Annotated in this window: 13 protein-coding genes; 5 read left to right on the top strand and 8 right to left on the bottom strand. The window is 71.6% G+C overall.

Annotated features, from left to right (window positions below):
- Positions 1-106 precede the first annotated feature (106 nt).
- The 3 genes from PV682_RS25860 to PV682_RS25850 are packed head-to-tail and all read left to right on the top strand — an operon-like array spanning position 107 to position 3,090.
- On the top strand, positions 107-1,390 hold the full coding sequence (locus PV682_RS25860) for a magnesium transporter MgtE N-terminal domain-containing protein (protein ID WP_055718854.1): 1,284 nt from the start codon (positions 107-109) through the stop codon (positions 1,388-1,390).
- Entirely contained in the window at positions 1,380-1,913 is a 534-nt protein-coding gene (locus tag PV682_RS25855; RefSeq protein WP_319733853.1) for a DUF1003 domain-containing protein, read from the top strand. The genes PV682_RS25860 and PV682_RS25855 overlap by 11 nt, the downstream gene beginning before the upstream one ends.
- A 43-nt stretch (positions 1,914-1,956) precedes the next feature.
- Positions 1,957-3,090, top strand: coding sequence for an Mrp/NBP35 family ATP-binding protein (locus PV682_RS25850; protein ID WP_319733851.1), 1,134 nt, complete (start codon positions 1,957-1,959; stop codon positions 3,088-3,090).
- 98 nt (positions 3,091-3,188) lie between these two features.
- Here the strand turns inward: PV682_RS25850 and PV682_RS25845 are convergent, their stop codons facing one another.
- From PV682_RS25845 to sigE, 5 genes are all read right to left on the bottom strand, one after another.
- The gene (locus PV682_RS25845) at positions 3,189-3,848 is read right to left on the bottom strand and encodes a hypothetical protein (RefSeq protein WP_319733849.1); all 660 of its coding nucleotides are present in this window, start codon (positions 3,846-3,848) and stop codon (positions 3,189-3,191) included.
- Positions 3,849-3,970: 122 nt separating this feature from the next.
- The gene (locus tag PV682_RS25840) at positions 3,971-4,435 is read right to left on the bottom strand and encodes a sec-independent translocase (RefSeq protein WP_319733847.1); all 465 of its coding nucleotides are present in this window, start codon (positions 4,433-4,435) and stop codon (positions 3,971-3,973) included.
- Between the two features lie 225 nt (positions 4,436-4,660).
- Entirely contained in the window at positions 4,661-6,436 is a 1,776-nt protein-coding gene (locus tag PV682_RS25835; protein WP_319733845.1) for a S1C family serine protease, read from the bottom strand.
- A 365-nt stretch (positions 6,437-6,801) separates the two neighbouring features.
- On the bottom strand, positions 6,802-8,019 hold the full coding sequence (locus PV682_RS25830) for an anti-sigma factor family protein (protein ID WP_319733842.1): 1,218 nt from the start codon (positions 8,017-8,019) through the stop codon (positions 6,802-6,804).
- A gap of 32 nt (positions 8,020-8,051) precedes the next feature.
- The gene (sigE, locus tag PV682_RS25825; RefSeq protein WP_079057115.1) at positions 8,052-8,756 is read right to left on the bottom strand and encodes an RNA polymerase sigma factor SigE; all 705 of its coding nucleotides are present in this window, start codon (positions 8,754-8,756) and stop codon (positions 8,052-8,054) included.
- 237 nt (positions 8,757-8,993) lie between these two features.
- On the opposite strand from sigE, the gene PV682_RS25820 reads away from it, so the two are divergent.
- Positions 8,994-9,692, top strand: a complete 699-nt coding sequence (locus PV682_RS25820; RefSeq protein ID WP_319733958.1) for an O-methyltransferase — start codon at positions 8,994-8,996, stop codon at positions 9,690-9,692.
- A gap of 83 nt (positions 9,693-9,775) precedes the next feature.
- On the opposite strand, the gene PV682_RS25815 is transcribed toward PV682_RS25820, so the two are convergent.
- Entirely contained in the window at positions 9,776-9,943 is a 168-nt protein-coding gene (locus tag PV682_RS25815; protein WP_010350523.1) for a DUF3117 domain-containing protein, read from the bottom strand.
- A 357-nt stretch (positions 9,944-10,300) separates the two neighbouring features.
- Between PV682_RS25815 and chcB the strand changes: the two genes are divergently transcribed.
- Entirely contained in the window at positions 10,301-11,092 is a 792-nt protein-coding gene (gene chcB / locus PV682_RS25810; RefSeq protein WP_319733838.1) for a 2-cyclohexenylcarbonyl CoA isomerase, read from the top strand.
- On the opposite strand, the gene PV682_RS25805 is transcribed toward chcB, so the two are convergent.
- Positions 11,089-11,661: a DNA-3-methyladenine glycosylase I gene (locus PV682_RS25805; RefSeq protein WP_319733836.1), complete on the bottom strand. Its 573-nt coding sequence runs from the start codon at positions 11,659-11,661 to the stop codon at positions 11,089-11,091. The two genes, chcB and PV682_RS25805, sit on opposite strands and share 4 nt — an antisense overlap.
- Positions 11,658-11,993, bottom strand: coding sequence for a DivIVA domain-containing protein (locus PV682_RS25800; RefSeq protein ID WP_319733956.1), 336 nt, complete (start codon positions 11,991-11,993; stop codon positions 11,658-11,660). Before PV682_RS25800 ends, PV682_RS25805 begins: the two co-directional genes overlap by 4 nt.
- Positions 11,994-12,096 lie beyond the last annotated feature (103 nt).

Raw genomic sequence — 12,096 nt, 5'->3', positions numbered from 1 at the left:
CGGACGCGGTCCTTCCGTACCCCTCACCAGCGCGTATCCGATCGGGACGGGCTAGCCTTAAGCCCTCCCGAGCCGACATTCCGGACCAAGTGAAGGAACCCCAGTCATGGCAGCCGGCGCCCCCCGGATCTTCGTCTCGCACCTCTCCGGTGTCGCCGTCTTCGACCCGAACGGCGACCAGGTCGGCCGCGTCCGCGACCTGGTCGTGATGCTGCGCACGAACCGCAGGGCGCCGAGGCTGCTGGGCCTGGTCGTGGAGCTGTCGACGCGCCGCCGTATCTTCCTGCCGATGACGAGGGTGACCGGCGTGCAGTCGGGCCAGGTCCTGACGACCGGCGTCCTGAACGTCCGCCGCTTCGAGCAGCGCCCCACCGAGCGCCTCGTCTTCGGCGAGCTCCTCGACCGCCGGGTCACGCTCGCGGAGACCGGCGAGGAGGCGACCGTCCTCGACCTGTCGGTGCACCAGCTGCCGTCCCGCCGCGAGTGGGAGGTGAGCCGCGTCTTCCTGCGCAAGGGGAAGCCCGCGAGCGCGTTCCGCCGGGCGAAGGGCGAGGCGGTGACCGTCGAGTGGGCGGCGATCGACGGCCTCTCGCTGGAGGAGGAGGGGCAGGGCGCCGAGAACCTCCTCGCGACGTTCGAGCAGCTGCGCCCGGCGGACCTGGCGAACGTCCTGCACCACCTCTCCGCGAAGCGGCGCGGCGAGGTCGCGGCGGCCCTCGACGACGACCGCCTCGCGGACGTCCTCGAAGAGCTGCCGGAGGACGACCAGATCGAGATCCTCGGGAAACTGAAGGAGGAGCGCGCGGCGGACGTCCTGGAGGCGATGGACCCGGACGACGCGGCGGACCTCCTCGCGGAGCTGCCGGAGGCGGACCAGGAGCGGCTGCTGTCGCTGATGGAGCCGGACGACGCGGCGGACATGCGGCGCCTGCTGACGTACGAGGAGCACACGGCGGGCGGCCTGATGACGACCGAGCCGATCGTCCTGCGGCCGGACGCGACCGTCGCCGACGCGCTGGCCCGCATCCGCGAACCGGACCTCTCCCCCGCGCTTGCCGCGCAGGTGTACGTCTGCCGCCCGCCCGACGAGACGCCGACCGGCAAGTACCTGGGCACGGTCCACTTCCAGCGCCTGCTGCGCGACCCCCCGTACACGCTGGTCGGCTCGATCATCGACGACGACCTGCGGCCCCTGGACCCGGACGCCGCGCTGCCGGTCGTCGCCGGGTTCTTCGCGACGTACGACATGGTCGCGGCGCCCGTCGTCGACGAGTCGGGGTCGCTGCTCGGCGCGGTGACCGTGGACGACGTGCTGGACCACATGCTGCCCGAGGACTGGCGGGAGACGGAGTTCGACTCCGGGGAGGGGGCGGTCAGCGATGGCGCCTGAGAAGACGACCAGGCCGAGGGTGCGCCTCGACCAGCCCCGCCCGCAGCGGCGGCGGTTCCTGCCGGAGTGGGACCCGGAGGCGTTCGGGCGGCTGTCGGAGCGGATCGCGCGGTTCCTGGGGACCGGGCGGTTCATCGTCTGGATGACCGTCGTCATCGTCCTGTGGGTGCTGTGGAACATCTTCGCGCCCAAGGACCTGCGGTTCGACAACTATCCGTTCATCTTCCTGACGCTGATGCTGTCGTTGCAGGCGTCGTACGCCGCTCCGCTGATCCTGCTCGCGCAGAACCGGCAGGACGACCGCGCGCGGGTCGACCTCGAACTCGACCGCAAGCAGAACGAGCGGTCGATCGCGGACACCGAGTACCTGACCCGGGAGATCGCCGCGCTGCGGATCGGGCTCGGGGAGGTCGCGACCCGGGACTGGATCAGGTCGGAGCTCCAGGACCTCGTCAAGGAGCTGGACGCACAGGGCGTATTCCCGGCGGAACGGTCACCCGCGCGTGACGTAGACGACCGTTGAGGGGCGTGCGGGGCGGCCTGTGCGGCGCCGTACCATCGTTGGTATGGCTAGCGAAGACGCGGTGCGCGAGGCACTGGCGACGGTGAACGACCCCGAGATCAACCGGCCCATCACCGAGCTGGGGATGGTCAAATCGGTGGAGATCGGCGCGGACGGCGCGGTCGCGGTGGCCGTCTACCTGACCGTCTCCGGCTGCCCGATGCGCGACACGATCACGCAGCGCGTGACGGACGCGGTCGCGGCGGTCGAGGGCGTCACCCGGGTCGACGTCACGCTCGACGTGATGAGCGACGAGCAGCGCAAGGAGCTGGCGACGGCGCTGCGCGGCGGGCAGACCGAGCGGGAGGTGCCGTTCGCGAAACCGGGCTCCCTGACGCGCGTGTACGCGGTCGCCTCCGGCAAGGGCGGCGTCGGCAAGTCCTCGGTGACGGTCAACCTCGCCGCCGCGATGGCCGCCGACGGGCTGAAGGTCGGGGTCGTCGACGCGGACATCTACGGCCACTCCGTGCCCCGCATGCTCGGCGCGGACGGGCTGCCCACCCAGGTCGAGAACATGATCATGCCGCCCTCCGCGCACGGCGTGAAGGTCATCTCCATCGGCATGTTCACGCCGGGCAACGCGCCCGTCGTGTGGCGGGGGCCGATGCTGCACCGGGCGCTCCAGCAGTTCCTGGCGGACGTGTACTGGGGTGACCTGGACGTCCTCCTCCTCGACCTGCCGCCGGGCACCGGCGACATCGCCATCTCCGTCGCCCAGCTCGTCCCCAACGCCGAGATCCTGGTCGTGACGACGCCTCAGCAGGCCGCCGCCGAGGTCGCCGAGCGCGCGGGCGCCATCGCCGTACAGACCCACCAGAAGATCGTCGGCGTCGTCGAGAACATGTCCGGCCTGCCCTGCCCGCACTGCGACGAGATGGTCGACATCTTCGGCACGGGCGGCGGCCAGCTGGTCGCGGACGGCCTGACCCGCACGACCGGCGCGACGGTCCCCGTCCTCGGCTCCATCCCGATCGACGTCCGCCTCCGCGAGGGCGGCGACGAGGGCAAGCCGGTCGTCCTGACCGACCCGGACAGCCCGGCGGGCACCGCGCTGCGGGGGATCGCGGGGAAGCTGGGGGGCAGGCAGAGGGGCCTTTCGGGCTTGTCCCTCGGGATCACACCACGAAACAAGTTCTAGTCGGCTCCACGGGAGCGAATCTTTCAGGGGCGCGGGGAACTGCGCGACCAGCCACCTCGAACCGGCACTCGCGCACAACCCCCAGCGCCCCACGGCGACTAGGCGTACTCGCCGACGTCCTTGATGATCGAGAACCCGAGCCCGTACGCGCTCATCCCCCGCCCGTACGCCCCGAGGTGCACCCCCTGCTGGGTGGACCCGGCGAGGACCCAGCCGAACTCCGACTCGCGGTAGTGGAACGGGGTGGGCACCCCGTCCACGGGGAGGGTGAGGGTGGACCAGTCCTCGCCGGAGAGGTCGTCGGCGAGGACCCAGGCCGTCTCCGTCTGCTGCTCCAGCCAGTCGTCGCGCAGGCTGTGGTCCATCTGGCCGGGCCAGGTGAAGGACAGCAGGCCGACGCCGGCGAGCCAGGCGGCGGAGGAGACCGACGTGGCCTCCAGGAGGCCCGTGCCGTCGGCGCTGCGCCGGGACGGGTTCGCGGCGACCGTGACGACGACCGCGAACTTCCCCCGGTCCTCACCGGCGGTCTCGTGCCGGACGGACGGCTCGTCGCCGTGTCCGATGGACCCGTGCTCGACCGCGCCGTCCGCGGCCGTCCCGACCTGCATCAGCCACCGGCGCCCCGTGTACGCCTCGTCGAGGCCGTACCAGGGGAAGGGCGCCTCCAGGAAGCCGTCCACGGCGCGCCGGGCGGCGGGGGCGGGTTGTCCGCCCTCCGCGACCGGCGCCTGCGCGACCGCTCGACTCGTCGTCTCCATGTGCCCGGACGCCTCCTCGCTCTCGGCGGACCCGTACGGCCCGCCCCCCTTCGGGCGCACACGTCAGGTCCGCACAACAACTCGGCAGCATATCCACCCGGGTGAGTGCCCGGGCGTACGGCTCAGGTGGCGTCGTAGTCGAAGGGGGGCCGCTCGTCGGTGTCCGGCTTCTTCGTGAGGTCGGCCCTGGGCGCGTCCGGCGTGGCGGTGTCCGGCTTGCTCATGTCGACCTTGCCGGGGGGCAGCGGCGTCGACGCGGACTCGGCCGTCGTGTGGACCGCGTCGGCGACCTCCGCCATCTCCTTCTTCAGGTCGAACCCGTTGCGGATCTCCTTCAGCCCCAGGTCGTCGTTGTCCAGCTGCTTGCGGATGAACGTCTTGGGGTTGAGGTCCTCGAACTCGAAGTCCTTGAACTCGGGGCCCAGCTCCGTACGGATGTCCTGCTTGGCGCTCTCCGAGAACTCGCGGATCTTGCGGATCGTCCGCGTCACGTCCTGGATGACCTTGGGGAGCTTGTCCGGACCGAAGATGAGCACGGCCAGGACTGCGAGGGTCACCAGCTCAAGCGGTCCTATGTCATTGAACACCTGAAGCTCCTTGCGATGTCCGCGGCCGGTGGCCCTCCGCGGTGCCTGCGGGTTCTTCCGTGGCCCGGGCCGCGTCCACGGTACCTGTCACACCTGGCGAACCGGTACCGCCCGGAGCATTCCGAACCGCCTCGGCCGGGACGTTTTCCGGGATGTTTGCCTGGCGGGAAGGGCGTACGGCGGTCCCCTGTGAGGTTTCCGTCAGTTCCCGCACGCACCCTTTTCTCACCCGCCGGCACTCCCCAGCACCAGCGACAGGCTCATCGTCTTGCCTCCGCGCACGACGGTCAGCCGCAGTTCGTCGCCGGGCCGGTGCGCCCTGACCTTGACGATCAGCTCGTCGCCGGAGTGCACGGGCTTGCCGTCGACCTCCGTGATGACGTCCCCGGGTTCGATCCCGGCGAGGGCCCCGGGGCCGCCGACGGTCACCGGCGGACCGGCCTCACCGCTGTCCGTCCGTACGCGCGCGCCGTCGCCCGTGTACGCGGTGTCCAGGATGATGCCGATGATCGGATGCGTCGCCCGGCCGTTGTTGATGAGTTCCTCGGCGATGCGTTTTCCCTGGTTGACGGGAATGGCGAATCCGAGTCCGACGGAACCCGACTGTCCCGTACCGGTATCCGAACCCCCCGCCGACCGAATCGCCGAATTGATCCCGATGACCCGCCCTCGCGCATCCAGCAGAGGCCCTCCGGAATTCCCCGGATTTATCGGCGCGTCCGTCTGCAACGCGTCCACGTACGACACGTCGCTCCCGTCCCCACCTGCGGTGATCGGCCGTTCCGTCGCACTGATGATGCCGGAGGTGACGGTGCCGGAGAGGTCGAAGGGTGCGCCGATGGCGACGACGGGATCGCCGACTTTCACTCCGTCGGAATTACCGAGCGGGAGGGGCGTCAGATTCCGTACGCCTTTGACTCTCACGACAGCGAGATCGTATCCGGCGTCCCGTCCGACGATCTCCCCCTTCACCGCCTGCCCGCTGTTGAAGACAACGGTTATGTCGCCGCCGCTCCCCGCGGGCTGCACCACATGATTATTGGTCAGGATGTGCCCGAGATCATCCAGTACGAACCCGGTCCCCGTCCCGGACTCCGAACCCCCCTTCACATGCAACGTCACCACACTCGGCAACGCCCGCGCGGCGATCCCGGCGACACTGCCGGCGTCCCGCGCGCCGGGCTCCGGCGGGGCCTGCGGCAACTCGATCCCCCCGATCCCGTGCCGCTCCAACTGCACCCCGACAACCCCGCCGACCCCGCCGGACACCAGCGCCAGCAACAGCGCCCCGGCGACAATCCCCTTCCGCCACTCCCTCTTCCGCTGCCGCTCACTCGGCACCCCCTCCCCGGTCTGCTGAAGCGGCGAGGCGGCCCAGGGGTCGTACCGCGCCCAGGGATCACCCTGCGCGCCCCCGGGATGCTGCACAGGAGGAGCGGGAGCCCAGGGGCCGGGCCGGCCGTAAGGGGGCGTGCTGTAGGCGTCGGGGGCGTGGAGGGGCTGGGGGGCGTCTTGGACGCCGGGCGCGGCATCGGGGGACGGCTCGGGTACGGGGGTGCCTTGGACGCCGGGCGCGGCTTCGAGGGACGGCTCGGGTACGGGGGTGACAGGCGCGTCCGGCGTGGCTTCGAGGGTGGGCTCCTGGGCGACGGCCACGGGGGCGTCCGGCGCTGCCGTGAGGACCGCTTCGGGTACGGAGGCTGCGCGGGCGTCCGGCGTGGCCTCGGTTTCCGGTTCGCCGCTCTGCCCCTTCAGCAACGACACCACCGGCCGCTTCCCCCGCTCGGGCTCCCGCAACGGGTAATCACCGTGCCCCTCCTCAGGCTGAGCAAGCTCGAAGTCGCCGCCGTGCCCGACCTCGCCGGGCTCCCGCACGCCGAGCCCCGAACGGCCGGGAGCCTCACCACGGCCCCCATCGACGGACGGCACCTCGGAATCGCCGCCAAGCCGGGCCTCCCCTTCTCCGCCGACCGCTCCGCCGGGCACCACCTCTCGCGCCACCCCCGACTCCCCGGCCCTCACAGCGCCTCCCGGCCCGCCGGGCCCCTCAACTCCCGTCTCTCCAAAAGCCGCCGCCCCTTCGACAGGCTCCCCAGCCCGGCGTTCACTCGGCTTCCCGTCCATGCTCTCCCCACCAGCCGACCGGAGCCGGACGCGTGGGGCGGCTGGTCGGACGTTGTCTGCGCGTCCGGCCGGGATGGCATGGACACGGGTTCTCGCTGGGATTCAACCAGGTCGGCCCGGACCTCGTCGTCGCGTCCGGCCGGCCGGACACTCCCCCGGGCTTTCCCGGCTTCCCGTACGTCCGAACCGGCCGCACCGACTCACCCGGGACCACCCTGATCGCCCTCGAAGGCACGTCGGGGCTAGGGCATGACCGTGGTGCCGGGGGACAGCAGCCCCGGGGTGGTGGGCCAGGACGCGGACAGTGGGCGTATCAGCGGCGACATCGCAGCCGCCCCGGCGACGACCGGCGCGGTCAACGCCCGCAGCGTCTCTTCGTGGCGCGCGGACACCGGCGTGGGAATCCCCGGCAGCAGCGGCGCGGTCACCTCGGTGGGCGCGGCGGGCGTGTCCCGCAGAACACCCTGGCCCCCCTGCGAGAGAAGCGGCCCGGCCGACCGGCGGCGAGGGGAACCCTCGGGAACGGCCGCCCCGGCAGCCCTGGACGGCGTCACATTGCTCCCCGCCCCGCCCCGCGCCTCGGTCGTCTGGTCGATCGGCGCCGAACCGGTCACCCCGCCCAGCGCGATGGCGGCGAGCGACACGGCCCCGGCGGCGACGAACGCGAACCGCAGACTCCGCGACCGCTCCTCGTGCCGCCCGACGGAATGGACCCGGAACCCCTTCTCGGCGACGGAAGCGGAGAACGCGGCGGCGGTGTCACCGGCGGAGAGGGAAACGGCACCACCGGAGGCCCGCACAGAGGCGGCGGCATCCCCGGAGATCCGCACCGCCGCAGCGGCGTCACCGGACGCCCTCCCCGGCCCGGAAGCATCCCCGGCACCCCGCGCCGAAGCCGCAGCATCCCGTACGGAACCGGCAACCTCCCCGGCCCCCGCGTCAGCGCCAGTGCCCTCGCCGCGCCCCCCGTGCCCGTCGTCCGGCAGATACCCGAACTCGAACGGCTCCCCGGCCCGCGCCCCGAAGACGGGACCCCCGAGGACCCCACCTCGACCGAGCGCCCCGGAGCCCCCGAAGACCCCGGCGCCCGAGGATCCGCCGAACCCGCCGGAACCCCTGCCGCCACCGAGGGCACCGGAGCCCCCGCCGAGCCCCGCGAAGCCTCTGGACCCGAATCTGGCTCCCCGCTCACCGCCGAGGAGCCCGGCGCCGAGGGGACTTCCGCCGGCGGAGTCATCACCCCCGGGCAGCCCCTGGAGCCGCGCGAGGAAACTCTCGGACGGCGTCGGAGGAGCCACTTCGGAGAAGACACCCTTGAGCCGGCGCTGCGCGTCGACCTCCGCCTTGCACTGCGCGCAGGTCGCGACATGCGCGAGGACGCGCTCGCGCGCGTCATGGCCCAGCTCTCCGTCCACCAGGGCGGAGAGCCGGTCACCGAGATGCTGTTCCGCGTGGTTCACGGAAGGTTTGGGCCTGGAGCCACCGAGTCCACTCACGCGGTCGCGCCCCCTCCCCCCAGGACGGGGACGCGGGCCATGAACGTCCGCCGCCGCTCGGCCTCGCGCGCCTGCGGCGAGCGGTGCGCGAGGGCCTTGCGGAGCTGGGAGCGGCCCCGGTGGATGCGGGAGCGGACGGTCCCGAGCTTGACGCCGAGGGTCGCCGCGATCTCCTCGTACGACAGCCCCTCGATGTCGCACAGCACGACGGCCGCGCGGAACTCGGGCGCGAGGGTGTCCAGCGCCTGCTGGACGTCCGCGTCGAAGTGGGCGTCGTTGAAGAGCTGCTGCGGGGTCGGCTCCTTGCTGGCGAGGCGCTCCGCCGCGTCCTCCCCGAGGGAGTCGAAGCGGATGCGCTGCTTGCGGCGGACCATGTCGAGGAAGAGGTTGGTGGTGATGCGGTGCAGCCAGCCCTCGAAGGTGCCCGGCGTGTAGGTCGACAGGGAGCGGAAGACGCGGACGAAGACCTCCTGCGTGAGGTCCTCGGCGTCGTGCTGGTTGCCCGTCAGGCGGTAGGCCAGGCGGTAGACGCGTCCGCTGTGCGTGCTGACGATCTCCTCCCACGTGGGCGGAGTCCACGCCTGCCCGTCCGCGTCGGTGGAGAAGGTCGCGGTCTGGGCGTAGTCGCCGGCGTGGTTGCGGTCAGCGGTGTCGTTCACGGATTTCGGCCTGCCCGCCGATCCGAGAAAGCGCCGGAGCACTCCTCCCCGATCCACAGACTGGGCCGCACCTCCCCTGTCGGCTCTGGTGGTGTCCAGTGGAGCCCCTACCATAGCCACCTCGCCCGTTAGCTCCGGATAAGCGGTTTTACCTGAATTTGATCTGGGCTGATACGGCTCATACGGCTGCGTCCGCCCGGACTTGCCGCGCCACCCGTCTCCGTGATCCAACTGTGTCCCCCCATCACCGTTCCCACCCCTTCAAACGCGCGGTCCCATCTGCGGGTTCCCGCCCGCAACGGATACAGTCACGCCGAGGCACATCATGGGGAACAGGAGAGGGTCATTACCGGCAACCGGCAGGCAAGCTGGGCGTTCGCCGACGCCTACGCCGCCGAGGACGACGCGCTGCGCTGGGCCCGCGACCGGGCCCGTGAGGCAGGGCTGCGCTCGGTGTCGCCCAGCACGGGCGCCGCGCTGCGGTTGCTGGCCGCGACGGTCGACGCGAAGGCGGTCGCCGAGATCGGCACCGGCACCGGCGTCTCCGGTCTCCATCTCCTGCACGGCATGCGTACGGACGGCGTCCTGACGACCGTCGACCCCGAGCCGGAGCACCAGCAGTTCGCCCGGCAGGCGTTTCGCGCGTGCGGGTTCGCCAGCAACCGGGCGCGGTTCATCCCCGGGCGCGCGCTGGACGTCCTGCCGCGGCTCGCCGACTCCGGCTACGACCTCGTCTTCTGCGACGGCGACCGGCTCGAACTGCTGGACTACCTAGCTGAATCGTTGCGCCTGCTGCGGCCGGGCGGGCTGGTGGTCTTCGAGGGCGTCTTCGCCAACGGCCGTACCGTCGACTCCGGGCCCCAGCCGACGGAGGTCGTGCGCGTGCGCGAGCTGCTGCGTACGGTCCGCGAGAGCACCGAGCTGGTGCCGTCGCTGCTGCCGGTGGGGGACGGGCTGCTGTGCGCGGTCAAGCGCTGAGCGGCGACGTACCTGGTCGGTGAAAACGACAGCCCCGGCGCCGCACGCGATGCCGGGACTGTCGTAAGGGGCACTTTCTTGCGTCAGCTGACGACCTTGTTGAGGGCCTCGCCGAGCGCCGTGGCCTCGTCTGGGGTCAGCTCGACGACGAGCCGCCCGCCGCCTTCGAGCGGAACGCGCATGACGATGCCCCGCCCCTCTTTGGTCACCTCAAGCGGGCCGTCGCCCGTCCGCGGCTTCATGGCCGCCATGCTCGTTCCCCTTCCTGAAACCAGCTCACCGTCAAAGCCGACGGCCCCTGGGAGGGCACGCGCGGTCCTGCGTGGGACACGCGACACCGGCATCGAACACATTGCTTCCAAGCCATTATCCCGCATCTCAGGACCCGATGACCAACTTCGGACGGCATCGCTTGGGCAACGCGCGCGAGCAAAACCACCCAATTCGGCGGTGTGACTGCGATACTGCTCCGCCTCACCCCGTTAGGCCGTCCGAGAACGGGGCCGCATTCTTTGACGCAGGTCACACGCTCCGTCCGGTCCTCGGACGTCGAACTCCGCCATGCTGTGTGCCGGCGACGTTACTTTTCGATGCGGAGGGGACACTCCATGGCCGACAGCGTGCTGTACGAGGTGACCGACGGGCTCGCGGTCATCACCTTGAACCGTCCGGAGGCGATGAACGCGCTGAACGTCGCGACGAAGGTCGCGCTGCGGGAGGCCGCCGAGTCCGCCGCCGGCGACCCCGCCGTACGCGCGATCCTGCTGACCGCCGCCGGGGAGCGGGCGTTCTGCGTGGGCCAGGACCTCAAGGAGCACATCGGGCTGCTGGCCGAGGGCTCGGACGCCGTGATGAGCACCGTCGGGGAGCACTACAACCCCATCACGCGCGCGCTGACGGGTGCCGCGAAGCCGGTCGTCGCCGCCGTCAACGGGGTCGCCGCGGGGGCCGGGTTCGGGTTCGCGCTCGCCGCGGATTACCGGATCGTCGCCGACACGGCCTCGTTCAACACGTCCTTCGCCGGTGTCGCGCTCACCGCCGACTCCGGGATCTCGTGGACCCTCCCGCGTGTGGTGGGCCCGTCCCGGGCGACCGACCTGCTGCTGTTCCCGCGCAGCATCACCGCGCAGGACGCGCTGGACTGGGGCATCGCGAACCGTGTCGTCCCGGCGGCCTCCCTGCGGGAGGAGGCGCTGAAGGTGGCCCGCGCGCTCGCCGAGGGGCCGACCGTCGCGTACGCCGCGCTCAAGGAGTCGGTCGCGTTCGGGTTGACGCACTCGTTGACGGAGACGCTCGACAAGGAGGACGAGTTGCAGTCCCGCGCGGGCGCGGCGGAGGACCACCGGATCGCGGTGACGGCGTTCGTCAACAAGGAGAAGCCGAAGTACGTGGGGCGCTAGCCGCGCGCGCCGCAGTCCTTCAGGTGGTCGTCGACCAGCCCGCACGCCTGCATGAGCGCGTACGCCGTCGTCGGTCCCACGAACCTCAGGCCCCGCTTCTTCAGCTCCTTGGCCAGCGCCTTCGACTCGTCCGTCACGGCGGGTACGTCGGCGAGGGTCCTGGGCGCTGTGCGGGGCTTCTTCGGGGCGTGGGACCAGATCAGCTCGTCCAGCTCACCCGGTGTCCAGTCGGCCAGCACGCGCGCGTTGGCCAGCGTCGCGTCGACCTTCGCGCGGTTGCGGATGATCCCGGGGTCGGCCAGCAGGCGCGTACGGTCGGCGTCGGTGAACGCGGCCACCTTGACGATCCGGAAGTCGCTGAACGCCGTACGGAAGGTGGGGCGGCGGCGCAGGATCGTGATCCAGGAGAGGCCCGACTGGAACGCCTCCAGGCTGAGGCGCTCGAAGAGGGCGTCGTCGCCGTGGACGGGGCGGCCCCACTCGTCGTCGTGGTACGTCACGTAGTCCGGCGTGGACAGGGCCCAGGGGCAGCGCAGGACGCCGTCCGGACCGGCGAGGGCGTCGGTCACCGGTCGTCCTCCGGTGCGGTCTTCTCCACCGACACGCGCGGGGCCGTCAGCGCGGCCTCCAGGTCGGCGATCCGCACGTCGCGCTCCGCGAGTTCCGCGGCGAGTCTGCCGAGCGCGTCGTCGACGTCCGACATGCGGTAGCCGCGCGCGGCCAGCGGGAAGCGGAGGCTGTCGACGTCCGCGCGCGTGACCGGGCGGTCCCACGGCAGCGGGTCGTGCAGCCGCTGCGGCGACTCCTCCGGCAGCGGGCCCGTACCCTCGCCGCCGCCCACCACGGCGAGCGTCACCGCGGCGACCACCACGGCGAGCGCGATGACCAGGAACAAGAACATAACCATCGGCGGGCCCCGCTCGAACGTCGGACGTGTCTTGCCCCTGATCGTGCCATGCGAGTCGGACAGTTAGGGTCTCAGGCGGCGGATGTCCCGCATGCAC

Source organism: Streptomyces niveiscabiei (assembly GCF_033794345.1).
GTDB lineage: Bacteria > Actinomycetota > Actinomycetes > Streptomycetales > Streptomycetaceae > Streptomyces > Streptomyces niveiscabiei.
Note: the sequence above shows the minus strand (reverse complement) of the source record. Positions and strands in the feature narration are given on the sequence as shown.

Coding starts and splice junctions, on each gene's coding strand:
- PV682_RS25860 (WP_055718854.1), top strand. CDS start 107: ATGGCAGCCGGCGCCCCCCGGATCTTCGTCTCGCACCTCTCCGGTGTC.
- PV682_RS25855 (WP_319733853.1), top strand. CDS start 1,380: ATGGCGCCTGAGAAGACGACCAGGCCGAGGGTGCGCCTCGACCAGCCC.
- PV682_RS25850 (WP_319733851.1), top strand. CDS start 1,957: ATGGCTAGCGAAGACGCGGTGCGCGAGGCACTGGCGACGGTGAACGAC.
- PV682_RS25845 (WP_319733849.1), bottom strand. CDS start 3,848: ATGGAGACGACGAGTCGAGCGGTCGCGCAGGCGCCGGTCGCGGAGGGC.
- PV682_RS25815 (WP_010350523.1), bottom strand. CDS start 9,943: ATGGCGGCCATGAAGCCGCGGACGGGCGACGGCCCGCTTGAGGTGACC.
- chcB (WP_319733838.1), top strand. CDS start 10,301: ATGGCCGACAGCGTGCTGTACGAGGTGACCGACGGGCTCGCGGTCATC.
- PV682_RS25800 (WP_319733956.1), bottom strand. CDS start 11,993: ATGTTCTTGTTCCTGGTCATCGCGCTCGCCGTGGTGGTCGCCGCGGTG.